We start from the raw sequence: 20,529 nt of genomic DNA on the forward strand, positions 1-20,529 counted from the left end.
AAACCACGCCGGCACGACCACGACAACAGGAGCACCCCTTGGATTTCTCCATCGACGACGACCAGCAGATGGTGGTCGACACCGTGCGCGCCTTCGTGAACCGCGAGCTGGCGCCGCATGAGGACGAGGTGGAACGCACCGGACAAGTGCGCCCCGAGTTAGTGCAACAGATTCGCGAACGGTCCCTGGCGGCTGGCATCTATGCGGCCAACATGCCCGAAGACCTGGGCGGCGGGGGACTGGACGACCTGACGTTGTCCATGGCCGAGCGGGTCTTCGGCTGGACCGGCTACGCGCTGCAGTACATCGTGGCGCGACCGTCGAACATCCTGCGGGCCTGCGCCGGAGACCAGGTGGAGGAATACCTGCTGCCGACCGTGCGCGGCGAGCGGGTGGAATGCCTGGCGATGAGCGAACCGGGCGCCGGCTCCGACCTGCGGGGCATGACCTGCCGGGCCGAGCGCCGAGGCGACGACTACGTGGTGAACGGCACCAAGCACTTCATCAGCCACGCCGACTTGGCGGACTACGTGATCCTGTTCGCGGCCACCGGCACCGAGGCCGGAGCAGATGGTCGTGCGCCCCGCAAGCTGATCTCGTCGCTGCTGGTGGACTTCGACACTCCTAGCGTGGAACGGTTGCCGGGCTACAACAGCGTGTCCAATCGGGGCTACCACAACCTCATCTTGAACTTCGATGACGCCCGGGTGCCCGCAGCCAACCTGCTGGGCTCCGAGCATCGGGGCTTCGACGTTGCCAACGAATGGCTCGGCAGTACTCGCCTGCAGGTGGCGTCCACGTGTTTGGGGCGAGCCGACCGAGCACTCGCAGTTGCGCTGGACTGGGCCGCCAACCGGAAGCAGTTCGGGCAGCGCATCGGCCGCTTCCAGGGGGTGTCGTTCAAGCTCGCGGACATGCGTCTGCGCTTGGCCGAGGCCGAGCTCATGACCTACCGGGCCGCCTGGCTGTCGGCGAGAGGCGAGATGACCGACGCCGACGCCGCAATGGCCAAGCTGTCGGCCACCGAGATGTTGCAGTTCGTCTCTGATGAGGCGATCCAGATCCTCGGCGGCATGGGCTTGATGGACGAGCTGCCGCTGGAGCGCGTCTGGCGCGACGCTCGCGTCGATCGGATCTGGGACGGGACCAGCGAGATCCAGCGACACATCGTGTCCCGCGACATGCTGCGCCCGCTGGGCTCCTGAACCGTGGCCGAGCGGCCGGCGGGCGGAATGCGTCCGCTGGGCGGGCGGAATAGGGACAGAATGCGGGCGGTGAGTACTTGGCCTGCGGACCGAATGCGGGCAGTGAGCAAGCGGTGAGCGAACGGCTCGACCGGCTGCTGCGACCGCGGTCGCTGGCATTCATCGGCGGAGCCGCGGCCGAATTGGCCATCGAAGCCAGCCGTTCGTTCGGCTTCGACGGCGAGATGTGGGGGGTCAATCCCCGCCGCGAGCTGCGCGGCGCACTCACGGTTGGGTCGGTCGCCGAGTTGCCCGGTGTCGCTGACGCTGCCTTCGTGGCCGTGGCCCGCGACACCGCCACAGACGTCGTGCGAGAGCTGGCCGCCGCAGGGACAGGCGCGGCCGTGTGCTACGCCTCGGGCTTTGCCGAAACCGGCGACACCGGAGCGGCGGCACAACGCGAACTGGTCGAAGCTGCCGCTGGCATGCCGCTGGTAGGCCCCAACTGCTACGGCACGCTGTCGGCGGTCACCGGCGCTGCGCTGTGGCCCGACGTGCACGGGCTGGCCCGGTGCGAGCGCGGCGTCGCCTTAGTCAGCCAGAGCGGCAACGTCGCGGTGAACCTCACGATGGCGCGGCGTGGCCTTGCGGTCGCCCATGTGCTGGCACTGGGCAACCAGGCCGATGTGGGCCTGGCCGAGTCAACCGAGACGTTGGTGGCCGATCCGGCCGTCACCGGGGTGGGCCTCTATCTGGAGGCGGTGGACGACATCGACCGGTTCGCTGCCGCCATGGACGTGGCGCACCAGCGGAGACTGCCGGTCGTGGCGCTCAAGTTGGGTGCCACCGAGGCATCGGGCGCCATCGCCGTTACCCCACACCGCCTCGCTGGTGGGCAACGACACCGCCTACGACGCCCTGTTTCGCCGACTGGGCGTGCGCCGAGCGCACACGGTGCCGGAGCTGCTCGACACGCTGTCGGTGCTGGTCGCCACCGGTCCGCTGCGGGGCAACCGACTGGTGTCGCTGAGCTGCTCGGGTGGCGAGGCGGCGTTGATGGCGGACCGCAGCCGTGGCCGCAACCTGTCCTTTCCGGCGTTCTCACCCGAGCACCGGGACCGGGTGGCCGCTGCGTTGGAACACCGCGTCGCGGTCACCAACCCGCTCGACTATCACACCTTCATCTGGGGCGACACGGCCCGACTGACCAAGTGCTTTACCGCCGTGCTGCGCGACGGGCGCTCTGTCGGCGACTCGCCCGTCGAACCGTCCACTAGGCCGTTTGAGGGGTCACCCGCGGACTCTCCGTTCGATGCCGCTGTGTTGTTGCTGGACCTGCCCGCTGCGGGACTCGACAGATCGCGATGGTGGCCCACGCTGGACGCCTTCGGTGCGGCGTGCGCCGCCAGCGGCACTCCCGGCGTGGTCGCGGCCTCGCTGGCAGAGAACCTCCCCGACGAGGCGCGTACGCGCGCCGGTGAGCTCGGACTGTGCGCCTGCGGCGACATCGACTCCGCTCTGGGTGCTTTGGAGGCTGCGGCTGCGTTCGGACGGTCGCTCGCCGCCGTTGCGAGCGCGCCGCCGCCACCGCTGCTCGCTCCAGCCCACAGCGCCCGACCGGCAGCTGAGCCCCGGCCGCAGCGCGCTTCTAGCGACGGGGACACAGCGGTACTCGCGGCGGTGGTGATGACCGAGACTGTCCTCACGGAGACTGTCCTCACGGAGTCTGAGGCCAAGGAGCGGCTGGCCGCAGTGGGCATCTCGGTGCCTCGCGGGTTGCTGGTGACAGCGGCCGAAGCCGCTGCAGCCGCCGTTGAGATCGGTCTGCCAGTAGTGGTGAAGGCCACCGGTGTGGCACACAAGTCCGATGTGGGCGCAGTGACGGTCGGCTTGGACGACCTCGACGAAGTGGCCGCTGCGGCTGCGCGCCTCGGCGCACTCGGCGACGGAACGGTGACGGTTGAGGAGTGTGTCGCCGATGCCGTGGCGGAACTGCTGGTGAGCGTCCGTTCTGAGCCGCCGGTGGGAATGCTGCTGACGTTGGGCGCGGGAGGCACGCTGGTCGAATTGCTCGAAGACACTGCCACGTTGTTGCTGCCCACCCGCCCGGCCGATGTCCGCTCTGCGTTGCGCAGCTTGCGCGTCTGGCCACTGCTGACCGGCCACCGCGGCAGGCCGCCCGCAGCAGTGGATGCGGTTGTCGAGGCGGTGTCGGCTCTCGCCCTACTGGTGAGCACCGATCGCAGCATCACTGAAGTGGAGATCAACCCGCTGCTGGTCACCGAAGAGACCGCAGTCGCCGTCGACGCGCTGATGACCGTCACCCAATTCGGCGATGCTGAGATCGAACCTGTCCAACCGAGGCCTGACCGACCATGACCAGCTCCACCGAGGCCAGTGCCGAAGCTGCACATCCTGCCGTCGTCAGCGTCGTCGACGGGCCAGTGCTCGAGGTCACCCTCGACCGACCGAGGGCCAACGCCATCGACGCCGCCACCAGCCGCGAGCTCAGTGCCGTGTTCGCCGAGTTCCGTGACACGCCAGAGCTGCGCGTCGCCATCTTCAGCGCCGCGGGCGACCGCTTCTTCTCCGCTGGCTGGGACCTGAACGCCGCCGCCGCGGGCGAGGAATTCGAGGCCGACTATGGCGAGGGGGGCTTCGGCGGTTTCGGCGAGTTGCCGGGGCTGGCAAAGCCGGTGATCTGCGCCGTGAACGGCATGGCGGTGGGCGGCGGCTTCGAGATCGTCTTGGCGGCCGACCTGGTGGTCGCAGCCGAGACCGCCCGTTTCTGGCTGCCCGAAGCCGGCCTGGGCATCATCGCCGACACGGCCTCGGTGCGCCTTCCCAGAATGCTGCCGCCGGTTGTGGCCAACGAGGTGCTCTACGCCGGCCGCCGCCTCGATGCCGTCGAAGCGCTGCGCTGGGGGCTTGTCAACGCCGTGGTCGCCGGCGACGATCTGATGGCTGAGGCCCGCGCCTTGGCCGAGCGGGTCGTCCAGTCAGCGCCGATGTCGGTGGCAGCGATCAGCGAGATCGGCCGTCGAACCGCACATCTCCCGCTGCCCGAAGCCTTCGAATTGCTGCGCTCGGGCCAGCTCGCCGCCTATGAAGCCATGCTCGCCTCCGACGACGCCGCCGAGGGCCCTCGCGCGTTCACTGAGGGCCGTCCCCCGCGCTGGGCGAACCGCTAGTCCGCGCGACCCGTTCCGCAATGCTGAGAGGTCAAGCGGAAGCGCAGAGCGCACTCCTACGCGCGGGCGCCGCGTGACTGGTCGAGGACCACCACGACGAGGGAGAACATCACCACGGTCATGCCGACGAACTGCCACAGCGACACCTCGTCGCCGAGGAAGGCCCACGCCATCAGCGTGCTTGTGACCGGAATGGCCAGCGTCATCGTCGAGCCCACCCACGCCGGGATGCGCGTCAGCGACCAATTCATGAGCATGTGAGAGGCGAAACCCGGCCCGATCGCCAGTATTACCAGCCACAGCCAGGCACCGGACGACGGGATGTCGAACGCCTGCCCCGAGCCGATGGCGAACGGCGAGCACACCAACGAGCACACCAAGGCACTGCCGCCGGTGTACTGCGCCGAGCTGATCTTCTGGGTGCTCAGCTTCGAAAAGACGAAATAGCCGGTCCACGCGAACAGCGTCAGCAGCGCCAGCAGGTCGCCCCACACGCTCCACTCGGGAATCCCTGACGATCCGAATACAACGATGGCGATTCCGCCGATGGCCACCCCCGCCATGCCCCAATGGCGCCCCCGCGGATGCTCGCCGAACAGCCTCGGTGCCAGGAACAGCATCAACAGCGGCTGCAGCGACGCGACGACCGTTGCGTTGGCCACGGTGGTGAGCCGCAGCGCCGTGAAGAACAGCATGATGTCGAAGGCCAGCGAGACGCCGCCCCAGGCCGAGATCTTGATCGAGTTCCATTTCAACGGCGTGCCGTTCGCCCACAGGAACAGCAGCACGACGGCCGTGTAGAGCCACATCCGCCAGAACACGACGGCCAGCGGGCCGATTTCAGAGAGCCCTTTGGCGATGACCCCCGATGCTGCCCAGCCCACCATTGCGACGGCTGCCGCGGGGATGCCCAGCGCACGCTCGGGGGCGTCCGGCAGGCCACGGCCGCCGTATGGGTCGCTCGGCGCGCCCGGTGTCTCGGCCATAGCCCCGCCCCCCTCGGCCGCGGGCAAACCGAGCCGACGTCGGAAGACTACGCCTACTGGAATCGGGGAGTGCAGTTGTTCGAGGGCCGTAGCTCAGGCGAAATGAGCGCGCTCATAAGTAGCGTGCGGGCAGCAACCCACCACGGGGACTGAACATGAGCATTCTCGGCAACGCCGTCGTCCGGCACCTGATCACGCCGATCACCCCGCAACATCTCTGCGAAGCCATCGCAGAGGCATCGGCGCTCAGCTAGCCGTGATGATCGGGCTATGGGATCTTGAGTCCCAGATAGTAGAGAATGCTTCCTCTCACTTCGGCTAGCAGCCGAGCGGGTAGACGTCGCCTAGTCGGATTTGCGACACCTCAATCAGCCAGCAACCTGCGATTGGCCCGAACTCTGTTGCCGCGAAAAAACCCGACTATTTCTGCTGCGTCTGGGGTACCCAAAGCACTGACATCGATCTGAGGCATGGCAACGAGATCGGGCCGATCAGCTAGTGCGGACATGACGGCATCAACGTCAGCGATATCAGTTCGTGCCTCATGCATGTCCAACAGAACGCCTCTCTCCCCTACACGCCGAGCTTCGAGCATCGGAACAGTGTCGTATGCCATGTCCGTCAGTGAGCGAGCGGTCTCGCGACCGTAGTCTTCGAGCACGGCTTCGAGATGCGCCAGGAAATCACCTGCCCGCGCAGAAACGTCCGCAGAAGTGCGAGAGGCGCTCAGCACTGCTTCTTCAATGTCTGTTGAGAGACGGCTGGTGTTGCGCTCGATCACACCGTCGACTACGAGCCGGTCCTCGACCTTGCGCAGCGATTGGCAGTAGGGACCGTAGTGCCACCAGCGCCACAAAATCCCTGAACGGGCCTTCCCGTCTGATGCGACTGACCGGAGGTCTGCCAGATACAGCAGCTTGACGACTTTGGTGCGCGTAATGTGCACTCCGTGGTCGCCCGCGAGCCGCACCAGCGCCTGCATCGAGATGCCCGCACGATCCTCGTCGGTCGCTAGCAGCACCACATCGCCAGCGTAGGCAGCGGTGCCACCAGCCGAGCGAGCAGACACCGCTCCAGCGTCTTCGATCTCAGCACAGCCCAGAGAGCTTTCTGCTGTGCCTCGCAGACTCGTGGTCGCGCTCAGTTCAATCATCACGCAGGAACATACGTTGCGGGTGTCACACCTCGGCGTACGGCACCTGATCACACCGATCACCCCGCAGCGGCTGCGCGACGCCATTGCCGAGGCATAGAGGCCGAGCATCGTCCTCACCATTCAAGGGGGGCGGCGATGACCTGGCCGCGCACTTCTGCGTGCCGGCCTCCTCGGGTTTCGCGCTGTCGGACGGCAACCTCTTGGAAGTTGATGCTCGACACTCTTTTCCCAACCCCTAGAGTGGTTTTCGAAGACCCCGGAACCGTCACTGCTTCGGCAAACGGCCGGGGTTACGCCTTTTAAGGGCTCTCGGCCGGAGCCCCTTGGTCAGGTCCGCTGACCAGCACGTACGAATTGGCTGACGTCCCACCCGGGATGCACGCCACAGCGCGTGCCCGAAATCAGCTGTAGGCCGTCAGTTCCTGGTCGAGGCTCCAAACTTCGGCTCTCACGTATGGGCCCCGATCAGAGCCCAAGTACATCGACCAGCGAACGCTGCCTCGCTGGCGCGTGTTCACGCGGTCGAAGTCGGTCCCGAATTGCCGAGGTCCCCAGCGGCCCACCGCCGATCACCTCGAAGTAGTCAGGAAAGTCGGTGAGACGCGTGGACTGCGTCCACCCATCCGAGTCGCGGCTGCAGACAATGACGCCTTCGTGATCTTCGCCCTCCAACGCATCGAGAATGGCAGGGCTGTGGGTCGTCGCCAAGGTCCGTGCACCCTCGGTAGCAGCCGACTTGAGGCGATCAAGCAGCAACTCGACTTGCGACGGGTGCAGGCCGTTCTCGAGCTCTTCGACAACAAGCAGTCGAGAAACCGGTGTCGAGCCTGCCGACCCATCGTCAACAGGCCGAGCCTCGAGCAGCGCCGCTGCAATGGCAAGAAAACGCAGGGTGCCGTCGCTCATGAGGCGCGCCGGGATGGAACGCTTCGAATCGCCGAGCTGTTCTTGCATCGTCGTCATTACGTCCCCGAGATCGCTGCTGACGACGCCCAGATCGGCAACTTGAGCTTCCGAGAGGGACCGCGTCATCTCGAACAAGGTCCGTCGTGCATCTTGGTTTCGCATCAGGCTCGCGAGCACTGCAGAAAGGTTCTCGGCGTTCCTGCGAAGGCGGGTGTCCTTCTCGGGTACGTACTCGCGCATCTGCTGCGGAATGGGGTCGAGAATGAAGATCCCGCGAAGGGCCGCGAGCATGTGTTCAGCAACACTGTGAATGTGCCGACCCGCCTGCGATGTCGCAGGCACTCGAGTCGCCACCTGCGACGTCAGCAGCTGCGTCGCCCGAAACGTCACTGCCGGGTTCGGGCCCTGCTTGCGATTGTCCCAGCGGGCATCGATGTCGCCCGAGTCCTTCCGGGGCGCTTCTGTCCTGAGCAGGTCTTGCATCTCGCCATGGCGCGAGCCGCCGCTGCGCTGCGTCCAGAGCCGCTCCCGCACAATCTGCACGCTCGGCCGAACAGACACATCCACAGCCAAGTAGTAGATCTTGCCGTCGATCTTGGCAGCACAGCCGATCTTGAATACGTCATCGCCGACTGGCGCGCACCCTTCGGATCCGCCTCGAATCAATGGCCCGTCACGACCGCCATCGAGCGCATCTCGGACGGTCATGCCGCTCGCGAGGGCAGACAGCACCGCTGCAGCGTCGATGACGTTCGACTTGCCGCTGCCATTGCGCCCGACGAGCAGCGTCAGTGGCCCGAGCCGGACGTGCGCCTTCCGCAGGCTCTTGAACGCTGGCAATCTGAGTTGCTCCAGCGTGGCAGCCATAACCCCAAGCGTACTGATGCCCTGGAAGGGCGGACTGAAGCTGACGAGGACCAGAACCTGAAGGTCGTGACACCCGGTTCGGTTCCACTTCGAGTGACAGGCCACAAGAAGGGCGAGCCGATTGGCGGGGACAGCGACATCGGTTGGCTGCACTTGCCTGCGGAAGCCGACTACATCGTCAACGACGGTCAGCACCGCATCGCCGGGATCGAACAAGCGTTGCTCGAAGACCCCACACTCAAGAACGACTCGATCTCAGTGGTCGTGCTGCCCGACGGCGGGACTCAGCGCAGCCAGCAGATCTTCAGCGACCTGAACCGCACAGTCCACAAGACCTCCAAGTCGCTCGACATCCTCTATGACCATCGGCTGCCGATCAACCAGATCACGATGGAGTGCGTGAACGCTGTGCCGCTGTTTCGGGGACGCACCGACAAAGAGCGCGTATCGCTGTCGGTCCGGAACCGGAACTTCGCGACGCTCTCAGGGCTGCAACGCGCCAACTCCCAACTGCTGCGACATCCCCGAGGACGCCAACGACGCGACCGTCGCAGAAGCACGCGGCTACGCCATCGACTTCTGGAACCGAGCGACGCAGTTCGTCGAGCCGTGGTCGGAGATTGCGGTTGGCACGATGACCTCGATCGAAGCACGCCAGGACTACCTGTCCTCATACACACTGGTGCTGTGGGCGCTCGGACGAGTCGGCGCTGTGCTGCGTGAACGAGGCATGAGCCTCGACGCCCTCAGCGTCCTCGCCGACGTGGACTGGCGCAAGGACAACCCCGAATGGGAAGGCATCTGCATCCTCGGCAACAGCATCATCACCAGAACGTCAACACGCGACGCCACCGGCGAGCTTCTCAAGCACAAGCTCGGGCTTCGACCCGACGCTCCAGATGCAGTGCTTGAGATGCTCTGAGCCGTTCGGCGTGAATTGACACGGCGGGATGGCGGGACTTGATCTCGCGTCGGCTTGATGGGAGGCAGGCCGTTCTGCTTATTGGACTACATCCGCTGGAGGTCCTGAAGACTATCCGAGGCCTCCTTCAGCATTCAGATGCTCCGGCAGCACTCATTGGGCACGAGGCGACCGTCATGGACGCGTCGTATCACGTTGACGAGCCTTGTGTGGCTCAGGCCTCGAGCTGGACGCCTCTGAACGGGCCGCCGGCTTCCCTCATAGCCTTGAACCGGCCGGCGGAACGGTCGCGCCTAGTCCAGTTTCCGGTCTTCGGAAGCGGGAATTCGATGAGCTCCGACACGGCGCCGACACGGCTGTCCTTAGCGTTGTTCTCGGCCATAGTGACGCTCGCCTCCTTGACGTTGAATGTAGTGCTCAGCAGATCAAGCCGAAGATGCACCGCGTCCGGGACCAGGCCGATACGGCCCACTCCACATCGGCATGCAGCAGCAATCGACACATGGCCACGGTCCAGAGTGCCGCGATCGAGACCATCAACCGCGTGCGGCTGCGCCGCAGCAGCCTCTCAGCGAGCGAAGTGGCGTCGCGTGTGAGGACGACAGCTCCCGCAAGAGTGAGCGGAAACGTGAGGAGCGCCAAGCTCTCGACCATCGGCTTGAGTGTCCCCGGCAGGCAGAGCATGGTGACGCCTGCCAAAGCAATCAGCAGTTGCAACCACGCGATGGGGCGTCGGTACCCGCGGCGAGGCCGTGCGCGCAGTCCAACCCGGACAACGCGAGGCGGGATGCTGGTATCGGCGTACAGCGCAACGGCGTCGGCTGTTGTTCGAGCATCGTGGCCCACCGTGACGTCGACGCGCTTTCCCTCAAGGTTGACGACGCGCAATCGGTCGAGCACGACGCCGGGGTCGGCGGCGCGAATCTCGATATGCGTTGTCGCCGCATCACCAATCGCGATCTCTTGTTCCAAGTCGGGTGAAGGAGAATTGGGCCACGGACGCTGCTCGGTCAGCTTGATGATGCACGGCCTGCCGATGGGCACGATCGTGTCGATGATCAAATGCCATCGGCGGCCGAGTTCTGCAAGGGTGCGCTTGGCACGGTCACTCATGTCATCGACGGCAGCACAGAACTCCTCCACTAGAGCGTCGATGTCGGTGATGTCGCCAGGTGAGACCGGCATGAACGGGATAGCCAACAGAATGCACTCCGAGGAAGACTCAGGATCCTCACCTTCGCTGAGAGCGTCAATCAAATCGTTTCGAGCATCGTCCATTCGGCGCAGCCACCTGGCGACTTCTTGGGCACTGATATCGAAGTCAAGATCTGCGTTGAGATAGGTAGCGAGCGTCCTCGCTCGCCAAGCATGGTCCGACTCAGTCCTTCGATACCCTCGCGGTCGTTTCGCGACGCCGAGATACTTCTCTCGCCACGCCCATGCTGTGTAGTCCGACACGCCTGCCCACAGCGCTCCCCTGAGCGGTTGTTCATCCAGGGGCCTCTCGTCGACAAACGACATGTATCCAGCCTGTATGTAGGCGGCATCCCGCCTGAGGATCAGTGACGCGGGATTGCCCTCGGGGCCGACAAGACCAACGTTGAGTAGCAGCCGTTTCGGACGCAAGGTCAACGGCAGGAGCAGTCGCGCACGATCGCCTACCTGCGCTGCGGGCTCGTATCGGCGCACGAGCTCGAGAGGCAGACGAATCTGATACGAAATGGAAGCGTCGACGTGATCGCTGTCACGAAGCAAGATCTCGTGGACAGCGCGCTCGCGCCACGTGCGAGTGTTGTCCAACAGCGCGTACGTCAGGCTCAATTCTCCAGACAGGTCAAAGAACGCTGACTCTTGTCGCTCGCCGTGGCCCACAGCGGGTCCAGCGTGGACGAGCCGTGCATTCGGCCGAGAAGCGCTGTCGCGCCAACTCGATGCCCAACGGAAAAGTCGCCTCAACATCCGGCCCTCTGGGGTCTCAGCTTCAAATTCTGGGAGTCCTGCAGTCCCGCAAATCTGCCACAACAGCCTGGAGATCGACGTGGGATTTTGTGAGCGGTCGCAGTCTTGTGGGATTGTGCGCCTGAGGGTCCGGCAGCTGAGCTCGCTGTCGCGGTTCGACCTACTCGTTGATGACCAGGCCGGTGCACGTCGGCGCCGTGGGGGAGTCGGGCACCATCGGCGCTATCCCCGCCGTCTACAACGCTGTCGTCGATGCGGTGTCACACCTTGGCATCCGCCACCTCACCACCCCTATCACCCCACAACAACTCTGCGAAGTCATGGCCGCATCTCGGATCGAACGAAGCCCGTAGCCGACACTGGTCGAATTCCGTCGTCGATGATTCCCTGCGGTTGATCACCAGGGCCGCAAGTTCGTGTAGACGAAGTGTCTACACGATGGCCTAGAATGCGCGAGTGGATACGACGACGATTCGAGTGGATCGGGCGACGCACGCGCGCTTCTTGGAGTTGAGCAAGGCCTCGGGCCGCTCGCTCACCGAGACGTTGCGGGACGCCGCCGAGGCCCTGCGAAGAGTTCGCTTCGCCGAGCAGGTGCAGTTCGAGTTTGAAGCGCTGCGCCAACGCCCTGAGGACTGGGCCGGGTACCTGACTGAAGCCGCGGCAACCGAAGTCGGCGATGGCATCGGTTGACGAACTTTGGTTGATCGATTTCGGTGAGCCACACCCTGGGGAGCCCGCCTTCAGCCATCCGGCGCTGGTCCTAGGGCCGCCGAACATTTTTGGCTCCGACTTTCCGCTGGTCATCGTGGCGCCGCTCACGACGACATGGCGAGGTCTTTCGCTCCACGTCGAGGTCGAAGCTGACGAATCGAACGGCCTCGATGACACGAGCTACGTCCAATGTGAGCTGCTGCGCTCGATTCACCGCCACCGTCTCGTGCACCGGCTTGGCACCGTAAGCGGTGATGTCAGCGCTCAGGTGGACAGCATCGTGAGGGTGCTCCTCAACCACTGAGCCCCGGGGCGAGGATCAGCAGCGGCAAGCTGCTACCGCTCGGAGTTGGTGTCGGCGCTCTCTTCGGCGATATCGTGGGACTCGGCGGCTGCTGAGCTGAAGATGCCGATCGACATCAGCGACTGCTCGGCCGCACGGCGAGCCTCGTAGATCTCGGCACGCACGCCGTGCAAACTCGCGGATGTCGGGTCAGCGGCCACTGCCAGCTCGATCAGGTGACACGCCAGCTTGAGATCACCGGCTTCGACCAGTTCCTGCGCCCGCGACACAAACACTCCGGCACCGCCGCCGAGGCGCACCAGCTCACCCGCAAGCTCACCCTTGGGCGAGGGCTTGAGGTACGCCGGGTCCAGATCCCACCAACCGCCGTACAGGCGCCAGATGTTGCGGATCACGAACTCGGGTTCGTCGTAGACCGGCCGCATCCACGGGCGTTCCAGCCACTCGGCCGGCAGTGACACCGTCTGGAGCACCTGGTCCAGCGATGCGCCCTCGTTCATCAGGTCGATCGTCTGGCTCACGAGCGACTCCAGCGACTCGGCGAGCGTCAGCAGAACCGTGCGGATCCGCTCTCGGCCGCGTACCGGCAGACCGTGTGCGGGCAGCAAGAGCTCGGGCTCGAGGGCGTCCATGCGGCGAAGCGCCCGAGCCCACTCGAGCGGGTAGCGCTGCACCTTCTGAGGGTTGCCGGCATTGGGGAACACCCACACCACCAGATCGCCAGGGCAGATCGCCCGATGCGAGGGCACCCACGCCCAGGTGTGATCGTCCGTCTCGCCCTTGTCGTGGTGAAGCTCCAGGTCGAGGCCACCGACCGACAGCGAGTCGTGCTCGCTGTAGGTGCGTGTCGGCCAGAGCGCGTCTTGGGGCAGGAACTTCGATCCCGTTCCGGCGATGCCGACTCCTCGACGCTCCAGTGCAAGCCCGAACTGGCGCCGGTTGATGATGAGGTTGTAACCGTTGGTGGCGTTGTAGCGCTCGAAGCGCGGGATCACGTTGTCGTGACTCACCACGTCTGGTGCTGGCTGGCCCCGCTCGCTGGCATCGGCGGCCAGCGCGCCGCTGCCGCCCACATGGTCGATGTGGCCGTGCGTGTACAGCAAGGTATTCACACGGTCGGTCGACCATCCCCGCAGCGAATCCACGACCGCAGCTGCGTTCAGCGGACCGCTGGCATCGAGACACACGAGCCCGTCGTCGGTGCCGAACGTGACCATGTTGCTGAAGGCTTCGATGACGGCGACGTTGTCGTCGACCTCGCTCAGTGCGCTGTCGACTCGCACGATGCGCTCGTCGGCTACGCCCGTGTCGATCACCCGGCTCGACAGCTCGATCGGGTCGATGGTCTTGGTCGGTGCCATGACGGATCCTTCCGGTTCGAGACTGAGTCTGCGCAGTGATGTGGCTTCGGCCTTGCCAGTACCGACATTCGCCGCCGACACTGACGGCTCAGTTACGCAGCAGGTGAGTCGAGAGCAGCACGTCGGGCCGAAGCCATTCGGACCAACCAGCCTGCATCGTCCCATTCGGGAACGGGATCGACATGCGGTCAAGCGTAAGGACCCCGCCGAACTGCGCGCTCAGACCGGTGGTCTCGGTCACGTGAGCAAATCCCTCTTCTCCATCGACTTCGTCTTCTGGCTGAGCGTGGTTACATTGCTGGCGGCGCGAGACCGTTCAGAGCGCTGTACCTGGTGCCCATTCGGGCCGAGCATGGGAGAAACCATGGCTGACGACGCACACCGCCCGGTGGAGCTCACAGACGACATGCGCATGAAGTTCAACGCCGTGTCCACTGCCACGCTGGCGGGCCAGATGCAGCGTCGCGGAATGCAGAACAGCTTCCTGAACGGCCTGCGGCCACTCAACGACGGGCAGCGGATGCTCGGCTACGCCCACACGCTGCGTTTCGTGCCCAAGCGTGAGGATTTCGAGCGTCGGCTGCAGGGTCCGAACGCACAGCGTCGAGCTGTCGAATCGGTCGAGCCCGAAGAGGTGCTCATCGTGGAAGCCCGGGGCGAGCCGCACGCCGGCACCATTGGCGACATCTTCACCATGCGCATCAAGCACCTCGGCGCCTCAGGCTTCATCACCGACGGCGCCCTGCGTGACACGCCCGCCGTGGCTGACGTCGGCCTGCCCGTGTACCACCAGTCATCTCACGCAGCGACGCTCGGGCGGCTGCACACGCCGCTCGAACACCAGGTGCCGATCGCCTGCGCCGGCGTCACCGTGTTCCCCGGCGACATCATCGTGGGCGACGGCGAAGGGGCCTTAGTGATCCCGGCGCTGCTCGCCGAAGAGGTCGCCAACGACTCCTACGCCCAGGAGATCGAAGAGGAATGGGCCATCGAGCGGGTCGCTGCCGGCGAGAGCTCGATCGGCACCTTCCCTATTGCGAAGGACCGGCGCCCCGAATTCGAGGAGTGGCTGGCAAAGCGCCAGAGTTGAGTTCCGGGACCCGGGATGACCGGGCACCGATGAACTACGGCAGCTAGCCGGCGACTGCGTCTGCGCCGGCTTGGGCCACCTCGGTGTCCTCGTCGGCCGAACCGCCTGAGGCACCGATGGCACCCACCAAGGTGCCGTCCACGAAGATTCCGACACCACCGCCGAACACGATGAGCCGCGGCGTGTGGGTGATGCCGTGCACCAGCGCGGGTTCGTCCTTGATGAGATTCCACCAGTTGCCGCTGGGCATGCCGCCAAAGCCGGCCACCGTGTAGGCCTTGTTGAGGGCGATGCCAGCCGACAGCCGAGGCGCGCCGTCCATGCGGGCAGTGGCAATCGACTCGCCCGAGGGGTCGGTCACCGCAATGCAGAACCGCTTGCCCATGGCCTCGGCCTTGGCCAGCGCAGCATCGAGCGCCTTGCGGGCGCCTGCGAGTGTCAGTGAGTGTCCTGGCGCTGTGTCTGAGTCGTCAGCCATGCTGTTCTTCGGCTCCGGGTCGGCAATCGCGCCGAGACTACGCTCCGGCACGCACACGCACCGCTGCGCATCGCCCGATCGGAGTGACTGATCGGGGTGACTGATCGGGGTGAGGGCAGAGGCGCTTGCCAGCTGGGGGAGCGAGCCGTGGATGTCGGCATCATCATCGGAGAGGCCACACCGCTGGGATGGGAGCGGTGTTCGTCATGGGCCTCGGCGCACGCTGCGCATTGCCGCCGAGCACCAAGAAGGGATGGCGCTGCAACGCTTCTTGGACATGATGGCTCCCGAGGGCTCGAGCATCAGCCTCGAAGACGCCATCGCGGCCGGCCACGGCCCGTGGCGCGGATCGGTGGAGCAGCTTGTCGATCACGTCGGGCAGCTGCGAGATCTCGGCCTCGACGAGGTGGTGTTCGAGCACTTCTGCCATGAGGACGACACGATTCCGGAGTGGATCGCTGCAGAGGTCAAGCCTCGGCTGGAGGCGTTCTGAGCGCAGTCAGTTTCTCGGTCAACAGGTGAGTGAGGCTAGGCTCGGCGCAAGGAAGCTGCGGTCGGCCGTAGGCATCGGTCGCATGTCCAGGGGGTAGCCCATGAGCGAAATCATCAAGAAGCGCAGCACGGCGGTCACGCCGCGGGGCGTGAACCACCTCGTGCTCAACGTCCGCAACATGGAGGAGTCGCACCGCTTCTGGTGCGACCTGCTGGGCTTCAAGCAGGTCGGGGCGTTGGATCCGAAGAACTATGACGTCCCTCCCGTGAAGATGCAGTTCTACAGCGGTGTCGTCGACGACGTGAACCACCACGACGTCGCCCTGGTCGAGCTTCCGAACCTTCCGGCGCCGCCCGAGGAGTGGGACATGTTCGACAGCGAATGCGCGGTGAACCACATCGCCATCTCCTATCCCGACCGGGAGTCCTGGCTGGAGCAGGTGCAGTTCCTCAAGGAAAACGACGTCAAGATGAACCTGCGGGTCGACCATGGCATGACGCACAGCGTCTACATCAATGATCCCAACGGCTATGGCGTCGAAGTGCTCTACGAACTGCCGGCCGAGGTCTGGGAGCACGACATCAACGGCGCGCTTAACTACGCCAAGATCCTGCCCGAAGACGACCTGCTGGTCGACACCACCGAGTACGAGACGAACTTCAGCAACGCCTGAGCCTGCCGCCCACATGCAAGCAATACAGGTAACGGAACCCGGCGGGCCCGAAGCGCTCGTCTGGACCGAGGTGGACGACCCGGTCGCTGACGCGGGGACGGTCGTCGTCGAGCTCGAGGCTTCGGGTGTCAACTACATCGACACCTATCACCGCAGCGGTCTGTACCCCAAGCCGTTGCCGTTCATCGCGGGCGTGGAGGGCGCAGGCACCGTTGCTGAGATAGGCGACGGCGTCGTAGGGCTTGCGGTCGGCGATCGGGTGGCGTGGACGTCACACACGGGTACGTATGCACACAAGGCGCGAGTGCCCGCCGCTGCTGCGATCGTGCTGCCCGAGGGCATCAGCACCGAGCTGGGAGCCGCGACGATGCTGCAGGGCATGACGGCCCACTTTCTGGCCTGCTCCACGTTCCCGCTGGAGCCTGGGCATCGCTGCCTCATCCACGCCGGCGCTGGGGGCGTCGGGCTGCTGCTCATCCAGATCGCCAAGCTCCGCGGCGCCGAGGTCTTCACGACCGTCGGCTCGCAGGAGAAGGTCGAGTTGGCGACGGGTGCCGGCGCCGATCACGTCATCAACTACCGCGACGAGGATTTCGGCGACGCCGTGGAGCGGATCGCCGGCCCCCGGCCCCTTGACGTGGTCTTTGACGGGGTGGGCGCTGACACCTTCGAGCGAGGCCTGGAGGTCCTGCGGCCGCGGGGGACGATGGCCACCTTCGGCAACGCCTCGGGACCGGTGCCGCCGCTGGCGCCGCTGCGGCTGTCCACCGGGGGATCGCTGTTTCTGACACGGCCGACGCTTGCTCATCACACGCTCACCCGCGACGAGCTCGAGGGCCGAGCGGGCGACCTCTTCGGATGGATCGCCGATGGTCGCCTCGACGTGCGTATCGGCGCCCGCTTCGCACTGTCGGACGCACGCAGCGCCCATGAGGCCCTCCAGGGCCGGGCAACGACTGGGAAGGTCCTGCTCATCCCCTCAGCCTGAATCGACCGAGGTGTTCGCGGTACCCGTGGGCACTGCCGTCATGCTGCTTGTGGCACACGCCTTGATCTCGCGGGCCGCCGCGCTGGTAGCCGACCTGACTGAGCGACGATCCATCACGGCTGGCTGTCCAACGCACTCCGGAGCAGTTGGGCGGCCTCGAACCCATCACGAGCGCTGCGCCGAGGTACAACAGGCCGGCGACCCCGAAGTACACCAGAGTCACCCCCCATTCGCGGGAGCCGATGATGCGGCCCCATCTGCGAAAGTGCCGCTAGGACCCCAAGTAGCAGCATCGCCCCGGCTGTGTTGGCGTAGGCCGTCAGCATTCCGCTGAAGCTATCCCCTCGGTCGGCGTAGCTGAGCAGAACCTCTCCCGAACCTCGGCGGCTGGCCACGCCCGATACCCGATCCGCTCCTGGCGCCCAAGCACCGCAGTCTTTGACATTGGGCGGTCCGGTAATCTCGGCACATGGCCGCTCCGGACATTGCTGCTGCCCAGCGTGCAGCCGACGAGCTGGTGAGCGCCGGCGCTGGCCGGGTGCTGCTGTGCGGCTCGGTAGCCAAGGGCCGCGCCACCGAGCGCAGCGATATCGACCTGGTGGCGATCTACGACGACTTGGGCGACTACAGCGGACGGGCCAAGCGGCGCTGCGCGCTGGAGTCCAAGGCCAGCGACGCCGCACGGCATCGTTGCGGCCGGCTGAACCGCTCAACCAGCCCCGCCTCGCCCTCGCACCGGCAGCGATGCCACCACTTGGCGACGGTTCCCCTTGACAGGCCCATCTGGCGGGCCGCGTCGGGCATCGAACACTTCGAGAGCCTGGCAAATCTCCGATCGCACCCCACACAGCTGACAGCGTCGTGCGCATCCCGGATATCGGATATGTTACGGACTGTGCGCAATCTCCGTATGGATTCCGTTGACAGTCCATTCGACGAACTCGGGCTGGCGTCTCTCACAGCCGCGGCGTTGAGTCGTGCTGACGCAATGGGACTGCTGCGCGGGCAGGTCACCTGTCTGGACTTTTCTGCGCTCGAACAGCTTCAGTCGGGGATGACCGAAGCCGGCATCGGCGACGTTTTCGTTGCCGAGCTCGAACAGTTGCGCACTTGTGAGCCTGCCCGGCTTTCGGCGCTGGTGACGAAGATCATTGACGCCTTGGAGCAGTCGCCTGCGCCGGGGCACGAGTGGCCCGCGCTGGTGGAGGTCCTCGGTCTCGAGCTGCTGGTCCGGCTCCTGGGAATCTCGCCGTCGAGTGCGCGGCGGTATCACTCGGGCGAGCGAGCTACCCCTGACCCGGTGGCCGCCCGCGTGCACTTTCTGGCTCTCGTTGCGGGCGATCTGGCCGGCGCGTACAACGACATCGGCGTCAGGCGTTGGTTCGACCGACCGCGATCACGGCTGAACGGCGCCACTCCCGCCGCGGTGCTCGGCGAGGAGTGGTCCCCAGATGACCCCGCAGCGCTTGGCGTTCGTGAGCTTGCCAGTGCGCTTGTGTCGTCGCCCGCGACGTGATCACCTTCCGTCACGCCGATCCCCGCTTTCCGTTCCTCCGAGAAGACGCGTCGCAGCCTGCCGGCCGCTGGAATGACGAAGGCGATCTGACCCACTATTTCTGCGACACGCCCGACGGCGCGTGGGCAGAATTCCTGCGCCACGAGGAGATCAGCGACCCTGCCGACATCGGCACCATCCGGCGTGCGCTATGGGCCGTGGAGATCGGCGAGCCGCCATCACTTCAGCCCGACTTGCCGCTGGCGACGATGACGGGCGATCCGACGACGTGGCCGACTTGCAGGCAGTTCGCAAGCACGCACCGAGGCAACGCCGACGGCCTCACAGCGCCTTCGGCAGCGTTGCAGCCCGGCGGGGCGCGGGGCTGGCGGGTGGATGAAGGGATGCGGCCCGGTCCCGACCGGGACGCACAGGTCATCGCCCTATTCGGAACCCGGCCTGATCTTGTGGGATGGGCGGCGACCGCCGAAGGCCGCCCCCAAGCGGTGCTGCTGTCAAGGATGGCCCATTTCTGAGGTGCCTCAGTCAGGTTTGCCAGCAGGGACTGCAACAGGGCTCGATCGCCGGTGACCTCAGCTCGATCGAACGCACTCACATCGTTGAGTGCAGCAAAGAGTGTGGCTCGGTCGGAGCGCACCGAAGCGGCGGCTCCTGCGTCACGGATCGCAGCCGAGAGGGACACAGTCGACGCCGACCCTCGCTGATCGTCATCTGATGCTCCTTCACGCGTCAGCGAGAACACGATCAGACTTGGTTCATTCCTCGGTGGATCCTCCGCGGCAAAGTCTGACGCCCAAGCACCGCAGTCTTTGACATTGGGCGGTCCGGTAATCTCGGCACATGGCCGCTCCGGACATTGCTGCTGCCCAGCGTGCAGCCGACGAGCTGGTGAGCGTCGGCGCTGGCCGGGTTCTGTTGTTCGGCTCGGTAGCCAAGGGCCGCGCCACCGAGCGCAGCGATATCGACCTGGTGGCGATCTACGACGACTTGGGCGACTACAGCGGACGGGCCAAGCGGCGCTGCGCGCTGGAGTCCAAGGCCAGCGACGCCGCGGGGTGCCCCGTGGACGTCATGGTCACCGACGCCCCCGAGTGGGCGGTGCGCACCACCAAGGTGCCGTGCTCGGTCGAGGCGCGCATAGCCGGCCACGCGGTCGAGCTGGTCGACACCGGCCGCCATAGGGGGATCGACTGGGACAAGGAGATCGGATTGCCTTCCAACCCCACCGGCGAGCTGGCCAGCCGCTTCGAGGACATGCCCAACGCCCTGGCCCGCCTCACGACCAATCTGCGCCCCAACATTGATGAGATCGACGCTGCCGACGAAGGCGACGATGACGAGCATCACCACCTCGAAGGGGTCCGCTCCGCCTTCGCCACCTTGGCGGGCAGCGCAGTCGACCTGGACAATCTCGACCAGTGGCGGCAAGGATCGACCTACGTCGACAACCGACCCGAACTGCCCTCCGAGGACAGCCTGCGGGAGCACTGCATGGCTGCGATGAACATCGCTGCTGTTGCCGCCGACCAGTGCCGCCGCCAGGGCATCTCCGGACGTGAACTCAGCCGCTGGGACCGCCGAGTCTGGCGTGTCTCTGAGGTCCTCGACGGACCGATCCGCCACACAGACGACCCCGGCATCAGTCTGTGACCGACAGCCCCCGCTCCGCTCCGCAGTGCCGATCCGGAGCGGCCGTCGAGGACCTTCCTCTTTGGCTGTCGGTCGCGTTCGGGCCCGACGC

Annotated in this window: 23 protein-coding genes and 2 pseudogenes; 16 read left to right on the forward strand and 9 right to left on the reverse strand. The window is 65.7% G+C overall.

All coding sequences use genetic code 11. The features are described 5' to 3' along the window. The first annotated feature begins 38 nt into the window (after positions 1-38). From ACOOHB_RS02005 to ACOOHB_RS02020, 4 genes are all read left to right on the forward strand, one after another. Entirely contained in the window at positions 39-1,205 is a 1,167-nt protein-coding gene (locus tag ACOOHB_RS02005) for an acyl-CoA dehydrogenase family protein (RefSeq protein ID WP_420444634.1), read from the forward strand. Between the two features lie 113 nt (positions 1,206-1,318). Beyond that, positions 1,319-2,461, forward strand: coding sequence for a CoA-binding protein (locus ACOOHB_RS02010; protein WP_420443159.1), 1,143 nt, complete (start codon positions 1,319-1,321; stop codon positions 2,459-2,461). Between the two features lie 409 nt (positions 2,462-2,870). After that, positions 2,871-3,563, forward strand: a complete 693-nt coding sequence (locus tag ACOOHB_RS02015) for an acetate--CoA ligase family protein (protein WP_420444635.1) — start codon at positions 2,871-2,873, stop codon at positions 3,561-3,563. Beyond that, complete coding sequence (locus tag ACOOHB_RS02020) at positions 3,560-4,375, forward strand: enoyl-CoA hydratase-related protein (RefSeq protein ID WP_420443160.1); 816 nt, start codon at positions 3,560-3,562, stop codon at positions 4,373-4,375. Before ACOOHB_RS02015 ends, ACOOHB_RS02020 begins: the two co-directional genes overlap by 4 nt. 56 nt (positions 4,376-4,431) lie before the next feature. Here ACOOHB_RS02020 and ACOOHB_RS02025 read toward each other — a convergent pair whose 3' ends face one another. The 3 genes from ACOOHB_RS02025 to ACOOHB_RS02035 all read right to left on the reverse strand — a co-directional run bounded on the left by ACOOHB_RS02025 (position 4,432) and on the right by ACOOHB_RS02035 (position 8,290). After that, positions 4,432-5,361 carry a DMT family transporter gene (locus ACOOHB_RS02025; protein ID WP_420443161.1) on the reverse strand — a complete coding sequence of 310 codons (930 nt, stop codon included), beginning with the start codon at positions 5,359-5,361 and terminating at the stop codon, positions 4,432-4,434. Positions 5,362-5,725: 364 nt separating this feature from the next. After that, positions 5,726-6,514 (reverse strand): type II toxin-antitoxin system antitoxin SocA domain-containing protein, encoded by a 789-nt coding sequence (locus tag ACOOHB_RS02030; protein ID WP_420443162.1) that lies wholly within the window; start codon positions 6,512-6,514, stop codon positions 5,726-5,728. Between the two features lie 468 nt (positions 6,515-6,982). Further along, the gene (locus tag ACOOHB_RS02035; RefSeq protein WP_420443163.1) at positions 6,983-8,290 is read right to left on the reverse strand and encodes an AAA family ATPase; all 1,308 of its coding nucleotides are present in this window, start codon (positions 8,288-8,290) and stop codon (positions 6,983-6,985) included. Positions 8,291-8,383: 93 nt separating this feature from the next. Between ACOOHB_RS02035 and ACOOHB_RS02040 the strand changes: the two are divergent. Together ACOOHB_RS02040 and ACOOHB_RS02045 are read left to right on the forward strand one after the other, a co-directional pair. Next, positions 8,384-8,815, forward strand: a pseudogene (locus ACOOHB_RS02040) (DNA sulfur modification protein DndB); the annotation flags it as partial. A gap of 46 nt (positions 8,816-8,861) precedes the next feature. Beyond that, positions 8,862-9,212 (forward strand): DNA sulfur modification protein DndB, encoded by a 351-nt coding sequence (locus ACOOHB_RS02045; protein ID WP_420444636.1) that lies wholly within the window; start codon positions 8,862-8,864, stop codon positions 9,210-9,212. Between the two features lie 214 nt (positions 9,213-9,426). On the opposite strand, the gene ACOOHB_RS02050 is transcribed toward ACOOHB_RS02045, so the two are convergent. Next, positions 9,427-9,594 carry a hypothetical protein gene (locus ACOOHB_RS02050; protein WP_420443164.1) on the reverse strand — a complete coding sequence of 56 codons (168 nt, stop codon included), beginning with the start codon at positions 9,592-9,594 and terminating at the stop codon, positions 9,427-9,429. Between the two features lie 35 nt (positions 9,595-9,629). After that, positions 9,630-11,084: a hypothetical protein gene (locus tag ACOOHB_RS02055; protein WP_420443165.1), complete on the reverse strand. Its 1,455-nt coding sequence runs from the start codon at positions 11,082-11,084 to the stop codon at positions 9,630-9,632. A 257-nt stretch (positions 11,085-11,341) separates the two neighbouring features. Here ACOOHB_RS02055 and ACOOHB_RS02060 point away from each other — a divergent pair, with 257 nt between their 5' ends. From ACOOHB_RS02060 to ACOOHB_RS02070, 3 genes are all read left to right on the forward strand, one after another. After that, on the forward strand, positions 11,342-11,524 hold the full coding sequence (locus ACOOHB_RS02060) for a hypothetical protein (protein ID WP_420443166.1): 183 nt from the start codon (positions 11,342-11,344) through the stop codon (positions 11,522-11,524). A gap of 103 nt (positions 11,525-11,627) precedes the next feature. Beyond that, positions 11,628-11,864: a hypothetical protein gene (locus tag ACOOHB_RS02065; RefSeq protein WP_420443167.1), complete on the forward strand. Its 237-nt coding sequence runs from the start codon at positions 11,628-11,630 to the stop codon at positions 11,862-11,864. Beyond that, the gene (locus ACOOHB_RS02070) at positions 11,851-12,189 is read left to right on the forward strand and encodes a type II toxin-antitoxin system PemK/MazF family toxin (protein WP_420443168.1); all 339 of its coding nucleotides are present in this window, start codon (positions 11,851-11,853) and stop codon (positions 12,187-12,189) included. The genes ACOOHB_RS02065 and ACOOHB_RS02070 overlap by 14 nt, the downstream gene beginning before the upstream one ends. 32 nt (positions 12,190-12,221) lie before the next feature. Here the strand turns inward: ACOOHB_RS02070 and ACOOHB_RS02075 are convergent, their stop codons facing one another. Together ACOOHB_RS02075 and ACOOHB_RS02080 are read right to left on the reverse strand one after the other, a co-directional pair. Beyond that, the gene (locus tag ACOOHB_RS02075) at positions 12,222-13,550 is read right to left on the reverse strand and encodes an alkyl sulfatase dimerization domain-containing protein (protein WP_420443169.1); all 1,329 of its coding nucleotides are present in this window, start codon (positions 13,548-13,550) and stop codon (positions 12,222-12,224) included. A gap of 88 nt (positions 13,551-13,638) precedes the next feature. Beyond that, positions 13,639-13,791 (reverse strand): hypothetical protein, encoded by a 153-nt coding sequence (locus tag ACOOHB_RS02080; protein WP_420443170.1) that lies wholly within the window; start codon positions 13,789-13,791, stop codon positions 13,639-13,641. A gap of 123 nt (positions 13,792-13,914) precedes the next feature. Here ACOOHB_RS02080 and ACOOHB_RS02085 point away from each other — a divergent pair, with 123 nt between their 5' ends. Continuing rightward, positions 13,915-14,640, forward strand: coding sequence for a hypothetical protein (locus ACOOHB_RS02085; RefSeq protein ID WP_420443171.1), 726 nt, complete (start codon positions 13,915-13,917; stop codon positions 14,638-14,640). A 43-nt stretch (positions 14,641-14,683) separates the two neighbouring features. Here ACOOHB_RS02085 and ACOOHB_RS02090 read toward each other — a convergent pair whose 3' ends face one another. Then, positions 14,684-15,118: a GlcG/HbpS family heme-binding protein gene (locus ACOOHB_RS02090; protein WP_420443172.1), complete on the reverse strand. Its 435-nt coding sequence runs from the start codon at positions 15,116-15,118 to the stop codon at positions 14,684-14,686. Positions 15,119-15,269: 151 nt separating this feature from the next. Here ACOOHB_RS02090 and ACOOHB_RS02095 point away from each other — a divergent pair, with 151 nt between their 5' ends. The 4 genes and pseudogenes from ACOOHB_RS02095 to ACOOHB_RS02110 form a co-directional block, all read left to right on the forward strand. Then, a complete protein-coding gene (locus tag ACOOHB_RS02095; protein ID WP_420443173.1) occupies positions 15,270-15,611 on the forward strand; it encodes a hypothetical protein in 342 nt (113 codons plus the stop codon). Positions 15,612-15,711: 100 nt separating this feature from the next. Continuing rightward, complete coding sequence (locus ACOOHB_RS02100; protein ID WP_420443174.1) at positions 15,712-16,284, forward strand: VOC family protein; 573 nt, start codon at positions 15,712-15,714, stop codon at positions 16,282-16,284. A 13-nt stretch (positions 16,285-16,297) separates the two neighbouring features. Beyond that, complete coding sequence (locus ACOOHB_RS02105; RefSeq protein WP_420443175.1) at positions 16,298-17,272, forward strand: quinone oxidoreductase family protein; 975 nt, start codon at positions 16,298-16,300, stop codon at positions 17,270-17,272. A gap of 469 nt (positions 17,273-17,741) precedes the next feature. Then, positions 17,742-17,879 (forward strand): annotated as a pseudogene (locus tag ACOOHB_RS02110) (nucleotidyltransferase domain-containing protein); the annotation flags it as partial. Between the two features lie 17 nt (positions 17,880-17,896). Here ACOOHB_RS02110 and ACOOHB_RS02115 read toward each other — a convergent pair. After that, the gene (locus ACOOHB_RS02115) at positions 17,897-18,076 is read right to left on the reverse strand and encodes a helix-turn-helix domain-containing protein (protein ID WP_420444637.1); all 180 of its coding nucleotides are present in this window, start codon (positions 18,074-18,076) and stop codon (positions 17,897-17,899) included. Positions 18,077-18,784: 708 nt separating this feature from the next. Between ACOOHB_RS02115 and ACOOHB_RS02120 the strand changes: the two genes are divergently transcribed. Together ACOOHB_RS02120 and ACOOHB_RS02125 are read left to right on the forward strand one after the other, a co-directional pair. Next, positions 18,785-19,303, forward strand: coding sequence for an RES domain-containing protein (locus tag ACOOHB_RS02120; RefSeq protein WP_420443176.1), 519 nt, complete (start codon positions 18,785-18,787; stop codon positions 19,301-19,303). 325 nt (positions 19,304-19,628) lie between these two features. Continuing rightward, positions 19,629-20,438, forward strand: coding sequence for a nucleotidyltransferase domain-containing protein (locus tag ACOOHB_RS02125; RefSeq protein WP_420443177.1), 810 nt, complete (start codon positions 19,629-19,631; stop codon positions 20,436-20,438). The last annotated feature ends 91 nt before the right edge of the window (positions 20,439-20,529 follow it).

It is taken from the genome of Candidatus Poriferisodalis sp., from assembly GCF_965215815.1.
Taxonomy (GTDB): Bacteria; Actinomycetota; Acidimicrobiia; order Acidimicrobiales; family Poriferisodalaceae; genus Poriferisodalis.